This is a genomic window from Cyanobium sp. N5-Cardenillas, from assembly GCF_024345515.1.
Classification (GTDB): domain Bacteria; phylum Cyanobacteriota; class Cyanobacteriia; order PCC-6307; family Cyanobiaceae; genus Cyanobium.
In genome coordinates this window covers 1-17791 of sequence record NZ_JAGQBG010000034.1, presented here as the reverse complement: position 1 = coordinate 17791, position 17791 = coordinate 1, and the positions used below count along the sequence as shown (strand labels likewise).

The 17791-nt window shown below is 72.3% G+C and carries 19 protein-coding genes; 10 read left to right on the top strand and 9 right to left on the bottom strand.

Annotation, left to right across the window (positions count from 1 at the left end):
- The 5 genes from moaC to KBZ04_RS04565 form a co-directional block, all read right to left on the bottom strand.
- Positions 1-505, bottom strand: a 505-nt coding sequence (gene moaC / locus KBZ04_RS04585; protein WP_254990735.1) for a cyclic pyranopterin monophosphate synthase MoaC, incomplete at its 3' end; no start/stop codon positions are given.
- A gap of 41 nt (positions 506-546) precedes the next feature.
- Positions 547-2394, bottom strand: a complete 1848-nt coding sequence (gene modB, locus KBZ04_RS04580; RefSeq protein ID WP_254990734.1) for a molybdate ABC transporter permease subunit — start codon at positions 2392-2394, stop codon at positions 547-549.
- Positions 2394-3179, bottom strand: coding sequence for a molybdate ABC transporter substrate-binding protein (modA, locus tag KBZ04_RS04575; RefSeq protein WP_254990733.1), 786 nt, complete (start codon positions 3177-3179; stop codon positions 2394-2396). Before modA ends, modB begins: the two co-directional genes overlap by 1 nt.
- Positions 3180-3187: 8 nt before the next feature.
- The gene (gene cobA, locus KBZ04_RS04570; protein ID WP_254990732.1) at positions 3188-3997 is read right to left on the bottom strand and encodes a uroporphyrinogen-III C-methyltransferase; all 810 of its coding nucleotides are present in this window, start codon (positions 3995-3997) and stop codon (positions 3188-3190) included.
- Between the two features lie 7 nt (positions 3998-4004).
- Positions 4005-4640, bottom strand: coding sequence for a CbiX/SirB N-terminal domain-containing protein (locus tag KBZ04_RS04565; protein WP_254990731.1), 636 nt, complete (start codon positions 4638-4640; stop codon positions 4005-4007).
- A 40-nt stretch (positions 4641-4680) separates the two neighbouring features.
- On the opposite strand from KBZ04_RS04565, the gene KBZ04_RS04560 reads away from it, so the two are divergent.
- Positions 4681-5856, top strand: a complete 1176-nt coding sequence (locus KBZ04_RS04560; RefSeq protein ID WP_254990730.1) for an anthranilate phosphoribosyltransferase — start codon at positions 4681-4683, stop codon at positions 5854-5856.
- Here the strand turns inward: KBZ04_RS04560 and KBZ04_RS04555 are convergent.
- Positions 5801-6559: a type 1 glutamine amidotransferase gene (locus KBZ04_RS04555; RefSeq protein ID WP_254990728.1), complete on the bottom strand. Its 759-nt coding sequence runs from the start codon at positions 6557-6559 to the stop codon at positions 5801-5803. The two genes, KBZ04_RS04560 and KBZ04_RS04555, sit on opposite strands and share 56 nt — an antisense overlap.
- 63 nt (positions 6560-6622) lie before the next feature.
- Here KBZ04_RS04555 and KBZ04_RS04550 point away from each other — a divergent pair, with 63 nt between their 5' ends.
- From KBZ04_RS04550 to KBZ04_RS04525, 6 genes are read left to right on the top strand one after another with little or no spacing between them, the layout of a single operon-like run.
- The gene (locus KBZ04_RS04550; protein ID WP_254990727.1) at positions 6623-6844 is read left to right on the top strand and encodes a hypothetical protein; all 222 of its coding nucleotides are present in this window, start codon (positions 6623-6625) and stop codon (positions 6842-6844) included.
- A 3-nt stretch (positions 6845-6847) separates the two neighbouring features.
- Positions 6848-7393 (top strand): DUF924 family protein, encoded by a 546-nt coding sequence (locus tag KBZ04_RS04545; RefSeq protein WP_254990726.1) that lies wholly within the window; start codon positions 6848-6850, stop codon positions 7391-7393.
- A 10-nt stretch (positions 7394-7403) separates the two neighbouring features.
- On the top strand, positions 7404-8189 hold the full coding sequence (locus KBZ04_RS04540; protein WP_254990725.1) for an oxygenase MpaB family protein: 786 nt from the start codon (positions 7404-7406) through the stop codon (positions 8187-8189).
- A gap of 31 nt (positions 8190-8220) precedes the next feature.
- Positions 8221-8382 (top strand): hypothetical protein, encoded by a 162-nt coding sequence (locus KBZ04_RS04535; RefSeq protein WP_254990724.1) that lies wholly within the window; start codon positions 8221-8223, stop codon positions 8380-8382.
- Between the two features lie 23 nt (positions 8383-8405).
- Complete coding sequence (locus tag KBZ04_RS04530) at positions 8406-9782, top strand: APC family permease (RefSeq protein WP_254990723.1); 1377 nt, start codon at positions 8406-8408, stop codon at positions 9780-9782.
- The gene (locus KBZ04_RS04525) at positions 9779-11383 is read left to right on the top strand and encodes an ABC transporter permease/substrate-binding protein (RefSeq protein ID WP_254990722.1); all 1605 of its coding nucleotides are present in this window, start codon (positions 9779-9781) and stop codon (positions 11381-11383) included. Before KBZ04_RS04530 ends, KBZ04_RS04525 begins: the two co-directional genes overlap by 4 nt.
- Here KBZ04_RS04525 and KBZ04_RS04520 read toward each other — a convergent pair.
- From KBZ04_RS04520 to KBZ04_RS04510, 3 genes are read right to left on the bottom strand one after another with little or no spacing between them, the layout of a single operon-like run.
- Complete coding sequence (locus tag KBZ04_RS04520; protein WP_254990721.1) at positions 11344-11862, bottom strand: universal stress protein; 519 nt, start codon at positions 11860-11862, stop codon at positions 11344-11346. The genes KBZ04_RS04525 and KBZ04_RS04520 overlap by 40 nt on opposite strands.
- Before the next feature lie 37 nt (positions 11863-11899).
- A complete protein-coding gene (locus KBZ04_RS04515) occupies positions 11900-12586 on the bottom strand; it encodes a hypothetical protein (protein WP_254990720.1) in 687 nt (228 codons plus the stop codon).
- 7 nt (positions 12587-12593) lie between these two features.
- On the bottom strand, positions 12594-14195 hold the full coding sequence (locus KBZ04_RS04510) for a ferredoxin--nitrite reductase (RefSeq protein WP_254990719.1): 1602 nt from the start codon (positions 14193-14195) through the stop codon (positions 12594-12596).
- Positions 14196-14399: 204 nt separating this feature from the next.
- Here KBZ04_RS04510 and KBZ04_RS04505 point away from each other — a divergent pair, with 204 nt between their 5' ends.
- From KBZ04_RS04505 to ntrB, 3 genes are all read left to right on the top strand, one after another.
- Positions 14400-15509: an anthranilate phosphoribosyltransferase gene (locus tag KBZ04_RS04505; RefSeq protein WP_254990718.1), complete on the top strand. Its 1110-nt coding sequence runs from the start codon at positions 14400-14402 to the stop codon at positions 15507-15509.
- Positions 15510-15685: 176 nt separating this feature from the next.
- Complete coding sequence (locus tag KBZ04_RS04500; protein WP_254990717.1) at positions 15686-16999, top strand: CmpA/NrtA family ABC transporter substrate-binding protein; 1314 nt, start codon at positions 15686-15688, stop codon at positions 16997-16999.
- A 52-nt stretch (positions 17000-17051) separates the two neighbouring features.
- On the top strand, positions 17052-17791 hold a 740-nt coding region (gene ntrB / locus KBZ04_RS04495), incomplete at its 3' end, for a nitrate ABC transporter permease (RefSeq protein WP_254990716.1).

The following is a 17791-nucleotide window of genomic DNA, read 5'->3' as shown; positions in this document are numbered from 1 at the left end:
TCTGCTCCCCCAGGCCCCGGACGGCGGGATGCTCCCAGAGCCCCCTGCGGCCGCCTTCCTTGCGCAGCAGTCGCACCGGGCCGATGGTCATGGCCGGATCGGCCGACTTGACCATGTCGTAGAGGGTGAGCAGGCCCACCTGCACTGCCGTGAGCGCCTCCATCTCCACCCCGGTGGCGCCGTTGGTGCGGGCGCTGACCTGCAGCCGCAGGCCGCTGCCGTCGGCGCTGGGCTCGATCAGCACCTGCAGGCCCGTGAGGGCGATCGGGTGGCACAGGGGGATCAGCTCCCAGGTGCGCTTGGCGCCCTGGATCGCCGCCACCCGGGCCACCGCCAGCACGTCACCCTTGGCCGCCCGGCCCTCCAGCACCAGGGCCAGCACCTCGGGCGCCATGGTGATGTGGCCCTCGGCCACGGCGCGGCGGTCGCTGGCGGGCCGGTCGCCCACCTCCACCATGTGCACCTGGCCGGCGGCGTTGAGGTGCGAGAGGCCGGGCTGGCTCATGCCGAAACGAAGGCGGCGTGGGGGTGCACCCAGCATGGCGCTCATTGCAGCGTCAGCAGGCAGCCCACGGGCAGGGAGAGCACCAGGGGGCCGGTGGCGGCGGCCGGGCCCAGGGCCTTCCACGCCCGTCGGCGCAGTTCGACCAGGATCGGCTGTGGGGGCACGGCACCCAAGGGGGCGGCTTCCGGCACCACGAAGACGGTGACATGCAACGGTCCCTCGCTCACCCGCACCACCCGGCAGGGCCAGTGGTGGGACGCCCCGGGCACGGGGGCGGTGGCGAGTTCAAGATGGTGGGCCCGCATCCCCACGTGGCTGATGGACGCCTCCAGGGGCTCCGGCGTCTCCAGGTCCATCCCCCAGGCCAGGGCCCGCAGCCGGGTGGGCCCGAGCCGCTGAACCGCCGAGATGTTCTTGCAGCCCGTGAGTCGCGCCACCGCCACCGCCCCGGGTCGCTCGAACACCTCCCACCGGGGCCCCTGGCGCAACCGCGCCCCCCGATCGATCACCAGCAGCTCCTCGCACAGCCGGTAGGCCTCCTCCATGTCGTGGGTGACCAGCAGGGTGGGCACGGCGGAGCGGGCCAGCAGGTCCTCCATCAGCTGCTGCAGGCGACGGCGGCGATGGGCGTCCTGGGAGGAGAGGGGCTCATCCAGCAGCAGCAGATCCGGTTCGGTCACCAGGGCCCTGGCCAGGGCCGCGCGCTGCTGCTGACCGCCCGAGAGCTGGGCGGGATAGTGCCTTGCCTGCTCCAGCAACCCCACTGCCGCCAGCTGGGCGGCCACCCTGGCCTGGCGTTCGGCCGGCGGCAGGTGGGCCAGCCCGAAAGCCACGTTGGCGGCCACGCTCAGGTGGGGGAAGAGGGCATCGTGCTGAAGCATCACGGCGATGCGGCGCCGCTCCGGCGGCAGATCGATGCCCCGTTCCGCGTCGAACAGCACCCGGCCGTTGAGTTCGATCCAGCCGGCCTGCGGTCGCTCCAGACCGGCCAGGAGGCGCAGCAGCAGGCTCTTGCCCGCCCCGGAGGGACCCAGGATCGCCAGCCGACGGCAGGCGGTGTCGAGGGCCAGGTGGAAGCGGAACCCGCCGTGTCGCCGGTGGAGTTCGAAACGGAGGGCGAAGGGGCCCGGCGCGACGGCAGTGCTGGCGGCCGGGATGGCGGGCGCGGCTGGGGGGAGGGGCACGGGCAGCGACTCCGGCGCGGTGGCGCCCTCCAGCCCCGGCCGGCGCCCCCGGCTCAGAAACAGCTGCACCAACGCCAGGCAGAGGCCGTTCAGCAGCAACACCTGACCGGTCCACACCCAGGCCTGGGGCAGGTCGCCGGCGTCGACGGCCGCGTAGATGGCCAGGGGCAGGGTCTGGGTGCGGCCGGGGATGTTGCCCGCCAGCATCAAGGTGGTGCCGAACTCCCCCAGGGCCCGGGCGTAGCCGAGGCTGAGGCCCGCCCCCAGCCCAGGCAGCACCAGGGGCAGGGTGATCCGCCGCCACACCCGCCAGGGCCCCGCCCCCAGGCTGCGGGCCACCGCCTCCAGGCCGGGATCCAGCTGCTCCAGCGCCGCCAGCAGGGTGCGGTAGATCAGGGGGAAGGCCGCCATCGCTGCGCTCAGCACCGTCGCGGGCCAGCTGAATACCAGCTCCAGCCCCAGCCGCGCCAACGGCTCCCCCAGGGGGCCGTAGCGGCCCAGCAGCTGCAGCAGCACGAAGCCCAGCACGGTGGGCGGCAGCACCAGGGGCGACAGGAGCAGCAGGTCGGCCGCAGCGCGCCGCGAGCCTCGCCAGCGCCGCACCCGGTCGGCGGCGAGAAACGCCGCCGGGGTCACCAGCAGCACCGCCAGGGCGGCGCTGCGCAGGGACAGCACCAGGGGCGACAGTCCCTGGGCGGCCTCCATCAGGGGACCCGGTCGGACAGGGACTCAAAGCCCTCGCGGCGGAACCGCGCCTGGGCGGCGGGGGTGCCCAGGGAGCGCAGGTAGGCCAGGGCCAGCTGGGGCTGGCGGCTGCCGCGCAGCACCGCGCCGCTGTAACGGATCGGGGCATGGCTGGTCGCCGGGGCCGTCGCCACCACCCGCAGCCCCCCCAGCTGCACCACGTCGCTGCGGTAGACGAACCCGGCGTCCACGTTGCCGGCCGCCACCGCCCGGGCCACGGCCCGGACCGAACCCAGGGGCACCAGCTTCGGGGCCACGGCGGCGGTGAGGCCGAAGTGGACCAGCACCTGGCGGGCGTAGTCGCCGGCGGGGACGGTGCCATCGCCGATGGCGATGCGCCCCACCCCGGGCCCCGCCAGGCCGGCGATCGCCAGGGTCCGCTGCGGCGCCCGGGCCGGCACCACCAGGACCAGCCGGTTGCCAAGCACATCCCTCCGGCTGCCGGCCAGCAGCAGGCCCGCCTTCTCCAGGGTGTCCATCGGCCGGACCCCGGCGGAGAGGAACACATCCACGGGCGCCCCCTGCTGAATCTGCTGCTGCAGCAGACCGGAGGCGCCGAAGTTGAACTGGGGCGGCACTGCACGCTGGGCCCTCGCGAAGGGGGCCGCCAGCGCCTGCAGCGGCCCTGAGAGACTGGCCGCCGCGCTCACCAGCAGCGATGGGGCCGCGGCCCTGGCCCCGCCCGCAGCGCCACCCACCGCGGCCGCCAGGCCAACAATCAGCAACGGCACGGCCAGCAGCGGCATCGGCGGTCTCAGAAGGGGATCGGCATCGCCACATCAGCGGGGGACGGCGCGCAGGAGGCCACCCGCTCCTCCACCACCGCCCCCACCACCACGATCGAGGGCGAAGCGAACGCCTCGGCCTCCACCCGGTCGGCCAGCACCTCCAACGTGGCCACCAGCTGCCGCTGGCCCCGCACGGTGCCCTGCTGGATCACGGCGGCGGGGGTGGTGGGGGCCAGCCCCCCCGCGATCAGCTCCGCGACGATGTGGCGCAGGTTGTGCAGGCCCATGTAGATCACCAGGCCGTCACTGCTGCGGGCCAGGCCGCGCCAGTCTACGCCGGGACGGCGCTTGTCGATCTCCTCATGGCCCGTCACGAAGGTGACGCTCGAACCCGCCCGCCGGTGGGTGACCGGAATGCCGGCGTAGGCGGGGGCGGCGATGCCGGCCGTGACCCCGGGCACCACCTGCACCGGGATCCCGTGGGCGGCCAGGTGGGCCGCCTCCTCACCACCGCGGCCGAACAGGAACGGATCGCCGCCCTTGAGGCGCACGATCAGGCGGCGGCGGCCGGCCAGCTCGCGCAGCACGGCGTTGGTACTGGGCTGGGGTACCGAATGGAAGCCGCGGCGCTTGCCGACGAAGTGCCGCTCGCACCCCTCGGGCACCAGATCCAGCAGGGCGGTGGGCACCAGGGAGTCGTAGACGAGGGCATCGCACTGCCGCAGCAGCCGGTAGGCCCGCAGGGTGAGCAGGTCGGGATCCCCGGGGCCGGCCCCCACCAGGTACACCGTGCCGGGGCCGTCGTTCGCCGTGGGGGCCAGGGTCTCGTCCGTCATGGCTCCGTCATGGCAAGGCCATCAGCGCCTCCAGCACCACGGCCCGGAACCGGGGCCGCTGCAGCAGCGGCACGCCGAGCGGCGACGGCAGGGCGTCGGTGAGCCGGTTGGCCGCCAGGGCCAGGGGCAGGGCGGGGCCAGGCAGGGACAGCGGAGCGTCCGCAGGGTTGGGGGCACTGTATGGAGTGGCGCGGCAACGGCCACCGGTGACGGCCTCCAGGTGGGCCAGGAATGCCGCCCCCAGGGGCCCCTCCAGGGGGTGATGCAGCAACCAGGGCCCCACCTCCGCCTCGGCCTTCAGGGACGCCAGCTCGGCGGCCAGGGCGCCCTGCCAGGACGGCCAGGAGCCCAGGAAGGGCAGGCGCCGCAGCGGCCCGCGACGACGGCATCGTGCGGCGATCTGCGGCACGTCCCGGCGCACATGGCTGCCGGGCAGGAGAAACAGGGGCACCAGCAGGAGGGGGGCCGCGCTGCTGCCGACCGGCAGGGCCGGGGGTTCCCCAGCGGTGAGGGCCTCCAGGGCCACGGGCGCCCCGCGGCCCCCTTCCAGCTGGCGGACCAGGTCCTGCAGTTCGGAGGGGATCACCCCACCGGCGCGGCCATGCACCACCAGCAGGAGGGGGCTTGCGATGATCCCGGGCATGCCCCTCACCCTAGGGATCACCGTATGGAGGCCGCCGCGCATGTCGACGCCGAGCTCCCGTGAGGCCTGGACGACGCAGCGGCGTCAGCAGCATGGCGACGCCCTGGGGGCCGACCGCCGCCGTTGCCGCGAACTGATCGCCGCCCTGGGCAGCGGCGAACGCAGCGGCCGGGCCCTGAGCCGGGCCGAGGCCGGTGAAGCCCTCGATCTGCTGCTCGACGGGCGCTGCAGCGACGCCCAGGCCGGTGCCTTCCTGATCGCCCATCGCCTGCGGCGGCCCGAGCCCCAGGAGCTGGCCGGGATGCTCGACAGCTACGGGCGCCGCGGGCCGCGGCTGGCGGCGAGCCCACGCCGGGTGCTGAGTTTCGGCGTGCCCTTCGATGGCCGCAGCCGCTCCGCACCGCTGCTGCCCCTGGTGGCCCTGCTGCTGGTGACGGCAGGCGTCGGGGTGGTGCTGCACGGCGGCGGTCCGATGCCGGTGAAGTACGGCTTCACCACCGCCGAGGCCCTGGCCGCCCTCGACCTGGACCGCCGCCACATCCCCTGGAGCGCGGTGAACCGCCACTTCGCCCAGGAAGGGCTGGCCCTGCTGCACCAGCCGGCCCACTTCCCGGCCGCCGAGCGGCTGGTGCCGCTGCGGGAGCAGATCGGCAAGCGCCCGCCGGTCGCCACCCTGGAATTGCTCTGGAGCTGCCACGACGGCCCCCACCTGCAGGTCAGCGGCTTCGTCCACGCCCCCACCGAGCGGCTGGCCCGCCTGGCCCTGGCCGCCACCGGCCAGGACGAGCTGCTGCTGATCAAGGGGATGGAGGGGGGCGTGGAGCTGCCCACCAACCGGGTGGCGATCGCCTCCCACCGGCAGAGGGGAGCGGGGGGAGCGTCGGAGCGGCTGATCCTGCGGGCCCGGGACCACGGCCTGGGGGCCCCGGAGGTGCCCCTAGAGAGCCTGGCCCAGTGGCGGGGCCAGGCCCGGGACGCCCTGGCGGCCTCAGGGCCCCTGGTGGCGGGACTGATCTGGAACGCTGGCTTTCTGCTCTGGCGCGCCGGGATCAGCGAGAGCCTCCAGGCGGGGCTGACCCTGGCGGAGCGGCTGCTGGAGGATGGGGCCGTGGAGCAGCGGCGCCGCCAGCTGGCCGACGCCCTGGCCAGCGGGTTGGACCTCACAGCAGGGGATACCCCGCCAGCAGGGCACGGGCCCGATCCAGCAGGTTGTTGATCAGCCGACGCCCCTGGCGCTCCCCCTCCTGGCCCCAGCGCTCACGGCCGGCCCGCAGCTGCGTCACGCCGTCGGGTCCGAGGGCCTGGCGCACGTAGTCGCCATCCTCATCGAGCCAGACCTCCAGGGCAGCGTCCGTCACCTCCACGTGGAACTGGAGCCCGTGGGCGTGGTGGCCGATGCGGAACATCTGCTCGGCGCAGAGGGGCGTGGACCCCAGCAGGGTGGCCCCGGCCGGCAGCTGGATCCGGTCCCCATGCCAGTGCAGCACCGGCAGGGCGGCGTCGATCCCGGCGAGCACCGGTTCCTGCTCCTGGGTCCGCGTCCAGGACACCGGCCCCCAGCCCACCTCATAGTCGCGCACGGGGGGGTCCCCCGTGACCAGCGGCACCACCTGGCCCCCGGCGGCGAAGGCCAGCAGCTGGGCCCCCAGACACAGGCCGATCACCGGGCGCTCGCAGGCCAGGCACTCCCGCAGCAGGGCCACCTCCGCCGCCAGCCAGGGGAACGACGGCGAACCGATGTCAGCGACGCCCATCGGTCCGCCGAGCACCAGCAGGGCCTGGTCGGGGCCAAGACGGGGCATCGGCTCCCCCCGGTCGGGCCGGCACAGCGTCACCGTCCAACCCCGGCGAAGGGCCTCCTCGGCAAAGCGGCCCGGTCCTTCCCGTTCCAGGTGCTGGAGCACCACCAGGTGGGTCATGGGTGGGCAGGACGGCGATGGGAGCCCCAGCATGGGGGCGTCCGCCGCTCAGGGCCAGGTTCCATGGGCAGCGATCCCAGCCTCCGCCAGCTGCTGACGCTGGCGATCGGGTCGGTCGGACTGGGCTACGTGCTCTATGGCAGGAAGCAGGCCCATGCGGTGGCCCTGGGCTGCGGGGTGCTGCTGGTGGTGGTTCCCTACGGCATCAGCCACCTGACGGCCCTGGTGGCCATCGCCCTGCTGCTGATGGTGCTTCCATTTCTGCTGCACCGATTCCTCGTCTGAGCCATGCCGACCCCGCAGGAGGTGCTGCACTTCTGGTTCGCGGAGACGCCCTCCTCCGCCTGGTTCCGACCCGGTCCCGACGGCGACCGGATCGTCCTGGATCGGTTCGGGGCACTCACCGACCAGGCCCTGGCCGGCGGCCTGGACATCTGGGGCACCAGCGCCGCCGACGCCCTGGCCCTGCTGCTGCTGCTCGACCAGTTCCCCCGCCAGATCTGGCGCGACCAGGCCCGCGCCTTTGCCGGCGATGGCCAGGCCCAGGCCCTCACCCTGCGGGCCCTGGAGGCCGGCTGGGTGGAGGCGGAGCCGGCCCCGCAACGGCGGCCGTTCTGGCTGATGCCCCTGATGCACCGCGAGGATCTGGCCCTGCAGGCACTGGGTCTGCCCCTGTTCGAGCGCCACACCGACGCCCGCACTGCGGAGTTCGCCCACCGCCACCATGCGGTGATCGCCCGCTTCGGTCGCTTCCCCCATCGCAACCAGGCCCTCGGGCGGCCGAGCAGCCCCGAGGAGGAGGCGTTCCTGCTGCAGCCCGGCTCCCGCTTCTGACCCCAGCCCGATGCGCTCCCCCACCGACCCTGCCGACGCCGCCGCGACCCTGCGGGCCGCCGAGGCCACCGCCCACCGGCTGGCGGGGGAGCTGTTCCCCTGGGACCTCACCCGGGCCCTGGAACTGGCCCTGCTCAAGACCTTCTGCGTGCCCTCCATCTCCGGCCTGCTGGCCCGCACCGGGGAATTCGAGCGCCGGCCCCGCAAGCGCTACGACGACACGGGCCTGATGGTGGCTGAACTGCTGCGCCGTGGCCTGGATAGCCCGGCCGGAGCGGCGGTGATCGCGAGCATGAACCGCATCCATGGCCACTACGCGATCGGTAACGACGATTTCCTCTACGTGCTCTCCACCTTCGTGGCCGAGCCGATCCGCTGGCTGGCCCGCTACGGCTGGCGGCCCCTGACCCCCCTGGAGCAGGAGCACCTGTTCCGCTTCTGGTGCGGGGTGGGCGAACGGATGCGGATCGCGGCGCTGCCCCCCAGCCTGGAGGCGTTGCTGGCCCTGAACGAGCGGGTGGAGCGGGAGGCCTTCGCGCCGGGGGCTGATGGGCCTGCTGGACCGCCAGACCTGCGCCGCCCTGGGCTGGAGCACCGCGCCCGACTGGCTGCAGACGCTGGTGTTGCAGACCCTGCGCTCCCGCAGCCGGACCGCCGCCCTGGTGGCCAGCGGCCGCCGCCGTCTGGGCCGGCCCGCCCCCGCCCGCTTCTATTCCCAGCAGCCCACCCCCAGCTACGGCGCCACGTTCCGGCTCGAGCAGCTGGGCCCACCGCCGCTGCTGGCGGATCTGGCTAAGCAGGAGGTACCGCTTCCTTCCCGCCAGCCCATGGTCGCCCCCTTCCAGTCCCCCCACTTCGCCGTCGCGCGCACGGAGGACGGCTGGATCATCGAGGCCCGCGTCACCAAGGATCAGCAGGGCGACTGGCTGCTGAGCCGTCACGAACTGGAGGAGCTCCAGGCCCTGCTGGAACGGGTGATCGCCTCCTGACCCGCTCCGCTCCCCCCGATCCGGTGGCCCCGGAGCTGGCGTCGACCGCCCAGACCCCTGGCCGCCTGCTCAACGTGCTGGGGGTGACCTTCGGCATCGCCGGCGCCGTGGGCGGCACCATCGGTGCCGGCATCCTGCGCACCCCCGGCCTGGTGGCGGCCCAGCTGGGCAGCGGCCCCTGGGTGGTGGCAGCCTGGCTGGCCGGCGGCCTCTATGCCCTGCTCGGCGCCAACGCCGTGGCGGAACTGGGGGCCAGCCTACCCCTGGCCGGCGGCTGGTACGTCTACGCCCGGCGCTGCTTCGGGGATGCGGCCGGCTTCACCGTGGGCTGGATGGACTGGATCGGCCACTGCACCGGCATCGCCTGGGTGGCGGTCACGATCGGGGAGTACGCGGCCTTCCTGATGCCGGGCCTGGAGCTGCCCGAAAAGCTGGTGGGGCTTGGGGTGGTGGCCCTGTTCACCCTCATCCAGCTGCTGGGGGTGGAGGCCGGCAGCGGCAGCCAGAAGCTGCTGAGCCTGGCCAAGGCGGTCGCCTTCCTGGCGGTGGTGGCGGCCTGCTTCCTGCTGGGCGGCCCCGACAGCCGCGCCGCCGCCAGTGCGGCCATCCCCACCACGGCGACGGCGCTGGCCACACCGGCGGGCTGGACGGGGATGGCGGTCGCGCTGGTGTTCTCCCTGCAGGCGATCGTCACCACCTACGACGGCTGGCACAGCCCCATCTACTTCTCCGAGGAGTTCAGCGAACCCCAGGAGGACCTGCCCCGCTCCCTGATCGGCGGGGTGCTGGCGGTGATCGCCATTTACACCCTGTTCAACCTGGCCCTGCTGCGGGTGCTGCCCCTGAAGGTGATCGCCGTCTCCAGCCTGCCGGTGGCCGACGCAGCCGCCCTGCTGTTCGGCGCCTTCGGCGGCCAGGCGATCACCGTGCTGGCCCTGGTGTCCCTGGCGGGCCTGATCAACGCCTCGATCATGGGCGCCCCCCGCATCCTCTACGGCCTCAGCCGGGACAAGCTGTTCAGCCCCCTGGTCGACCGGGTGAACCGGGGCGGCACCCCCACCGTGGCCCTGGTGCTCACCAGCCTGGCCTCGGCGCTGCTGGTGCTCTGCGGCGACTTCACGATCCTGCTCGGGCTGGCGGCGTTCCTCTACGTGAGCCTCTACCTGGTGGGGATCGTCTGCCTGTTCGTGCTGCGCCGGCGGGAGCCGGAGCGGCCAAGGCCGTTCCAGGCCTGGGGCCACCCCTGGAGCACCGCCATCGTGCTGGTGGGATCCATCGCCTTTCTGGTGGGCGCCCTGCTCAACGACACCGCCAACGGCGGCTGGGCCCTGCTGCTCATCGGCGTCAGCGTGCCCGTGTTTCAGGCCACCCGGGCCCTGACGCCGGCCGAGGCGCCATGACGTCCCGGTGGCCGCCGGCCTGGTGGGACGGCGCCCTGGCGGGGGAAATCCTGCAGCGCAGCGGCGAGCACCTGCTGCTGGTGGGCACCGCCATCGGCCTGGCCCTGGCGATCAGCCTGCCGCTGGGCCTGTGGATCAGCCGCCGGCCCCGCTGGGCCGGGCCGGTGCTGGCGGCCGCCAGCACGGTGCAGACGGTGCCGAGCCTGGCGATCTTCGGCCTGCTGCTCACCGTGCCGCTGCTGGGGGGCATCGGCACCACCCCGGCGATCGTGGCCCTCACCCTCTACGCCCTGCTGCCCCTGCTGCGGGGCCTGGTCACCGGCCTGGCCCAGGTGTCCACGGGGCTGAAGCAGGCCGGGCATGCCCTCGGACTCAGCGAGCGTCAGGTGCTGCTGCGCGTGGAGCTGCCCCTGGCCCTGCCCACCCTGATGGCCGGCCTCCGGGTGGCCACGGTGATTGGCGTGGGGGTGGCCACGATTGCTGCCGCCATCGGTGCCGGTGGCCTGGGGGTGTTCATCTTCCGGGGCATCGCCACGGTGAACAACGGCCTGATCCTGGCCGGGGCCCTGCCGGCCGCCGCCATCGCCCTGCTCGCCGATGGCGGCCTGGGGTGGCTGGAATGGCGGCTGGCCCAGCCCCGTGCCAAGGGTCCCAGCGGCGGGCGGCGACGGCCGCTGCGACTGGCCTGGGGTCTGGCAGTCCTGGCCCTGGGGGCCGTACTGGCGCTGCGGCTGCTGCCGGTCCCCAGCGCCGGCACGGTGCGGATCGGCAGCAAGAGTTTCACCGAGCAGCTGATCCTGGGGGAACTGCTGGCCCAGCAGATCGAGGCCAGCACCCCGTTGAACGTGAAGCGGGACTTCGGCCTGGGGGGCACCGGCCTGATCCACGCCGCCGTGCGCAGCGGCCGCATCGACGGCTACGTGGAGTACACCGGCACCGCCTGGACCACCCTGCTCGACCAGCCGCCGCCACCGCCGCAGACGCCCGATCCAGGACGGCGGGTGTTCGAGGAGACGCGCCGGCTCTATGGCGAGCGCTTCGGGCTCACCGTGTTCCCCTCGCTGGGGTTCGAGAACAGCTTCGCGATCCTGGTGCGCCGCGCCGAGGCCCGGCGGCTGGGGATCGCCACGATCAGCGAGGCGGCTCCCCACACCCCCCGCTGGCGGGCGGGCTTCGGCTACGAATTCCTCAACCGGCCGGATGGCTTCGCCGGCCTGGCCCGGCGCTACGGGCTGCGCTTCGCCCAACCGCCCGAGGCCATGGATCTCGGCCTCACCTACCGGGCCCTGGCCGAGGGGCGGGTCGACCTGATCGCCGGCGACACCACCAACGGCCTGATCCCCGCCCTCGATCTGCAGCAGCTGCAGGACGACCGCCACTACTTCCCCCCCTCCGACGCGGTGCCCGTGTTCAACGCGGCCACCCTGCGGCGGCGCCCGGAACTGGTGCCCGTGATCGAGGCGCTGGCCGGCCGCATCCCCGCCGCCACGATGCAGAGCCTCAATGCCCAGGTCGACCTCGAGGGCCTGGGTGTGGAGGAGGTGGTGCGGCGCTGGCGCCTTCAGCAGGCCGGCGCGGTCGGGGCCGGGGGCGCCCCCTGATCGTTGCCGGCGGCGGGCTCCGGGCGCCGAAACACCAGCACGGGCAGGTCGGAGTGGGTCAGCACCCGCTGCGTCTCGCTGCCCAGCAGCAGCCCGGCGAGACCGCGGCGGCCATGGGAGGCCATGAAGATCAGATCACAGCCATGGCGGCTGGCGGCCTCGATGATCGCCTCGTGGACGACGGGGTGTTCGCCCACGGCCGTGTCGCAGCGGACGCCCGCCTCCTCGGCCAGGGCCCGGGCCCGCTCCAGCAGCCCGGCGGCGTAGGCCCGCTCCGCCCGGCTGAACTGCGCCACCACGGCCGGATCGAGCAGCACCGGATCGCCGTAGAGGGAGCCCTGGGGCGGCATCGACAGGTTGGCGAGCACGTGCAGGAAGGTGATGGTGGCCCCGGTTTCGCGGGCGAAGCTCACCGCCCGGCGGATGGCGCCGTCCGAGAGATCGGAGCCGTCGGTGGGCACCAGCAGGTGACGGAACATCGGCCTCGCCGCATGGGCGCTGGGGTGAACTCCATGATCACCCGGCCGCCGTCACCGGAGCCGCCCCGGCGAGGCGCCGCTCCACCCGTCGGGCCAGCTCCGGGGCCAGCCGGCCCCGATCGAGGCCGGCCAGGTCCGCCGATCCCCCCGGCAGACGGGCCAGCAGGTCCACGGCGGTGGCCGCCAGGGCGGGATCCAGGTCCCCGATGAGGTGGCGCAGGGTCTGCCGCAGGGGCGCCGCCGGCCACGCAGCCAGCCCCACCGCCAGGCCCTCGATGGCCGCACGGCGCTGCTGCAGTGGCAGGGGGGCCAGGGCCCGCTGCCGCAGCAGCGCGAAGTCCGCGGGATCGCGCTGGTGGCCCAGCAGGGGCAGCAGCAGCGCGTTCCGCCCGGCGCCGCTGCTGGCTGCCTCCAGGGCCTGCCGCAGCAGGACCCGGCAGCGGGGATGGCGGCGGCGACCGATCACGGCCAGCAGGGCCGGGTCGGCCGCGGGCTCGGCCAGCCACCAGGCCAGCAGTCGCGCCGCCGCCGGGCCGTCGAGCCGATCCGCCAGGGCGCCCAGGAGATCCAGGGCCGGCAGCAGCTGGCCGGACTCGACGGCCCGCAACCAGGGCTCCAGGTCAAGGTCCTGGGCCCGCCGCAGGCCCTGCAGCCAGGGCCAGCGCTCGGGACTGCCGCTGGCGGGCAGTTGCAGGGGATCCCAGGCGGCGAGGGGGGCGGTCACGGGGCCGTCACGGGGCCGTCACGGGCGCAGCCCGCCGCCGGGCGCCGAACCGTTCCACCAGCAACCCCTCCAGCACGTCAGCGAGCTCGGTCAGGGGCACCGCCTTGCCGTGCAGTTCGGCCAGCTGCGGGTCCTGATCCAGGCGGCCCCCCAGGAAGATCTTGGCTGCCTCCACCATCTGGCCGTCCTGGCGGGCCTTGGCCCCCATCAGGCCGATCTGGCCCATGTAGGGCTGGCCGCAGGCGTTGGGGCAGCCGGTCCAGTGGCTGCGCACGGCCTCGGACAGCTCCAGGCGCCGCTCCAGTTCGTCGATCACCGTCTGGGCGGTGCGCTTGGTGGGGATCAGGGCAAAGCTGCAGTAACGGCTGCCCGTACAGCTCACCGCTTCGGCCTGCAGGGCGCCGGGCTCCAGGCGGAACCGTTCCAGCAGCGGTTCGGCCTCCAGGGCCCCGAGGTGATTGGTCGGCACATTCACGATCAGCACGTTCTGGGCCTCGGTGAAGCGCAGCTCACCGCTGCCGTAGATGCGCGCCAGGCGGGCCAGCTCGAGCATGGAGGCGGCGTCGAGGCGCCCCATCGGCACGTGCAGCCCCGCCCAGTGCAGGCCCGCCTGCTTCTGGGCCTGGAGTCCCAGACCGTCGCGGGGGGACCGCACCACCAGATGGCGGCCGTCGTGGGGCAGGGGCAGCGCCGCCGAAGCCCCGGCCAGCTCCCGGTGGGCCGCCAGCACGGCGGCGCGGTAGGCCGCCAGCCCGAGGCCATCGATCAGATACATCAGCCGGCTTTTGTTGCGCTGGACCCGGTTGCCGTGGGTGTCGTAGTGCCGCAGCAGGGCCAGGGTGAAGTCCGGCAGCTGGTCAGGCCGCAGCCAGAGGCCGAGGGGAATGGCCAGTTCGTTGCGCTGGGCCGAGAAAAAGCCGCCCACCATCACCGTGAAACCGAGCGGCGCGGCCGGATCCTGCGGATGGGGCGCCGGCAGGAAGGCGAGGTCGTTGTGGAGCAGGAAGCTGTCGGGGGCGCCGCCTACCGCCACGTTGAACTTGCGCGGCAGGTTGCGAGGGCCGCCATCGGCCAGCAGCCGGGCCTGGATGGCGTCCACCAGCGGGCGGGTGTCGACCAGTTCCTCAGGATCGAGTCCGGCCAGGGGGTTGCCGGTGATGTTGCGCGGGTTGTCGTGGCCCGACTGGCGGCTGGTGAGGCCAACGCGCTCCAGCGCCGCCAGCAGGGGCGCCATGTCCTCCAGCAGCAGCCCCCGCAGCTGCAGGTTCTGGCGGGTGGTGATGTCGGCGCTGCCGTGCTCGCCGCAGCAGTCGACCGCGTCGCCCAGCGCTTCCAGCTGTTCGGCCCGGATCACGCCGTTGGGCAGCCGCAGCCGAACCATGAAGCGACCGGGGGTGACGGGACGGAAGAAGATCCCCAGCCACTTGAGGCGGATCGTCAGGGTGGCCTCATCGAGGGACTCCCAGCCCCCGGCGGCCAGTTCCGCCAGCCGCGGGGCCAGATCCAGGCCGCAGAGCTCCGCCTTGGCCTGTTCGATCTTGCTGAGGCTGGGCGCTGGCGGCGAGGTGAGCCCGGAGCTGGTCACGTTGCTGGTGTCGGTGCTGGTCATGCGAAAACGGCGGTCCGCATGGCCGGCCACGCGGAGGATCCCTGCCTGGCAGGAGGACGCAAGCAACCCGGGTGGGTCGTCGGATACCGGGACGCCGATGAGAGCTGCGTCGTCGGAAAAGATCGTTTGTCGGGGAGCGCCAGAGAAAGCTGCGCAGACCCACCGATCAACAACAGTTAGTTTCCGGCATGGAACCGTCCTCCCATGTCGTCACTGTTACCAGAACCGACCCGCCTGGGGCCCGACACCGCGGAGGATCGGCGCCAGGTGCGCCTGCGGGCGCTCGGCCCGGAGCGGGCCCGCTTCCGTGAGCTGATCGGCAAGGTGGGCAGCGGCGAACACACCAGCACCGGCCTGGATCGTCAGGAAGCCGGTGAGGCGATGGACCTGATGCTGCGGGGGCTGGTCGATGACGCCCAGATGGGGGCCTTCCTGATCGCCCACCGCATCCGCCGCCCCCACCCCACCGAGCTCGCCGGCATGCTCGACAGTTACCGCCGCTGGGGCCCGGTGCTGGAGACACCCGGACGGCGGCCGCTCTGCTTCGGGGTGCCCTACGACGGCCGCAGCCGCACCGCCCCCCTGCTGCCCCTGGTGGCCCTGGTGCTGGCCAGCGACGACCAGCCCGTGGTGCTGCATGGCGGCGAACCGATGCCGGTGAAGTTCGGCGTCACCCTGGCCGAGCTGTTCGAGGCGATCGGCATCCCCTCAACGGGCCTGCCGCTCAGCGATGTCCAGCGGCGCCTCGACCGCCATGGGATGGCCCTCACCCACCAGCCCGACCATTTCCCCCTGGCCGAAAGGCTGGTGCCGGTCCGGGATGCCATCGGCAAACGGCCGCCGGTGGCGAGCCTGGAGCTGCTGTGGACGCCGCACCATGGGGAACACCTGCTGGTCAGCGGCTTCGTCCATCCCCCCACCGAGACCCGGGCCTGGCAGGCCCTGCAGGACTGCGGCGAGACCGACCTGCTGACCGTGAAGGGGCTGGAGGGCTCCACCGACCTGCCCACCTCCCGCGCCGGCATCACCGCCCGGGTGCGCCAGGGCGTCACCGAGCGGATCCTGCTCCACCCCCGCGACCACGGCATCACAACAGCCGAGGTGCCTTGGCAGGGCCTGGAGCTGTGGCAGTCGCAGGCCCTGGCGGCCCTCTGCGGCGAAGGCGCCCTGATGCCGGCGCTGCGCTGGAACGTGGCAGCCTACCTGTGGTTCGCCGGGCGCTTCGAGCGGCTTGAGGAGGCCCTCCAACGGGCCACCGGCCTGCTGCTGGCCCGCAGCGGCGAACGGCTGCGCCGGCAACTTCTGAATCGGTAACCGACGCGACTCTTGAGGGGGCTGTTGGCGTGGTCTCTTGATTCGTGACTGGTCAGCCTGAGCGCCAGCCCATCAATCTTCGCCGGCACGGTGCCCTTTGTTGTGAGGCCCGTCCTGAGAACACCTGCACCCGAAGGTGCCTTCCTCCGGTCCTCCCTGGCTCCCCCTCCGGCTCCATGTCGAATCTTTCCCGTCGCCAATTCCTGATCACTGCCGCCGGCACCACGGCCGGCGCCATCTGGCTGAGTGCCTGTGGCGGCACCAAAGAAGCGGCCGCCCCCACCCCGACCCCGGCCGGTGGTGGCGCCGATGCCCCTGAAGTTCCCGGCGTGACCCTGGGCTTCATCGCCCTCACCGACGCCGCCCCCCTGATCATCGCCAAGGAAAAGGGCTTCTTCGCCAAACACGGCATGCCGGAGGTGAAGGTGATGAAGCAGACCTCCTGGGCCGTCACCCGCGACAACCTGGAGCTGGGTGGAGCCGGCGGCGGCATTGAGGGCGCCCACATCCTCACGCCGATGCCCCTTCTGCTGGCGGCGGGCAAGATCACCAAGAGCAAGCAGCCGCTGCCGATGGCCACCCTGGCCCGGCTGAACCTGCAGGGGCAAGGCCTGTCGGTCTCGAAGGACTTCCTGGCCAACAAGCTCACCATCGACAACAAGGCCGGCCTCGCCGATGCCGTGTCCGCTACGGCCAAGACCGGCCGGAAGTTCAAGGCGGCCGTCACCTTCCCAGGCGGCACCCACGACCTGTGGATGCGCTACTGGCTGGCCGCCAACGGCATCGACCCCAACAAGGACGCCGACCTGGTGGTGGTCCCCCCGCCCCAGATGGTGGCCAACATGCAGACCGGCACCATGGACACCTTCTGCGTCGGCGAGCCCTGGAACCAGCGCCTGGTCAACAAGAAGCTCGGCTATACCGCCGCCGTCACCGGTGAACTCTGGAAGTTCCACCCCGAGAAATCCTTCTCGATGCGTGCCGACTGGGTCGCGAAGAACCCCAAGGCCACCCAGGCCCTGCTGAAGGCAGTCCTGGAAGCCCAGATGTGGTGCGAAGACCCCGCCAACCTCGACGAACTCTGCGAGATCACCTCCAAGGACAAGTACTTCAAGGCCAGCGTCGAGGACATCAAACCCCGCCTGGCCGGCAACTTCGACTACGGCGACGGCCGCGTGGTGACCGACAGCCCCTATCGCATGCGCTTCTGGAGCGAAAACGCCTCCTTCCCCTTCAAGAGCCACGACCAGTGGTTCGTCGTCGAAGACATGCGCTGGGGCTATCTGCCCGCCAGCACCGACATCGACGCCCTGGTGAACCAGGTGAACCGTGCAGACCTCTGGAAGGAGGCGGCCAAGGCGATCGGGCAGGACAAGGCCATTCCGGCCAGTGATTCCCGTGGCAAGGAAACCTTCTTCGACGGGGTCGTCTTCGACCCGGAAAATCCGAAGGCCTACCTGGACGCCCTGAAGATCAAGGCCATGTCCTGAGGCGGACGACCGCCTGCTCGATCTTCACCATGCCCAAACCCACCCCTCTCCCATGGCCCTGAGCGCAGCAGCACCACACAGTCAGTCCAAAAGGATCACGCCGATCTGGGTCTCCCGGGTGTCCCCCTACCTGATCTGCATCGGCACCTTTCTTCTGATCTGGCAGCTGGTGTCCCTGATCCTGGGAGTCGGCCGCCTGCCAGGCCCCGTCAATGTCGTCGTCGACACGTGGGATCCGTACATCATCCATCCCTTCTTCGATGATGGGGGCACCAGCAAGGGCCTGGCCTGGCAGATCCTGATCTCGCTGCAGCGCGTGGCCCTGGGCTACGGACTGGCCGCCATTGTGGGAATCACCCTCGGCGGAATCCTGGGGATGAATCGATTCCTCGGCAAAGGCTTTGATCCTGTGATCCAGGTGTTGCGGACCGTGCCTCCCCTGGCCTGGTTTCCCATCACCCTCATGGTGTTCCAGGATTCCACCACATCGGCCATCTTTGTGATTTTTATCACCGCGATCTGGCCGATCATCATCAACACGGCCATTGGCATTCGCGAGATCCCAGAGGACTACATCAATGTCGCCAGGGTTCTGAGACTTCCCAAGAATGCCTATATAAAAGATATCGTCATTCCGGCCACCATACCCTACGTGTTTGCTGGTCTCCGCATTGCCGTTGGCCTGGCCTGGCTGGCCATCGTCGCGGCCGAAATGCTGAAGGCTGATGGTGGCATTGGCTATTTCATCTGGGATGCCTATAACGCCGGGGGTGATGCCAGCTCCAGTCAGAT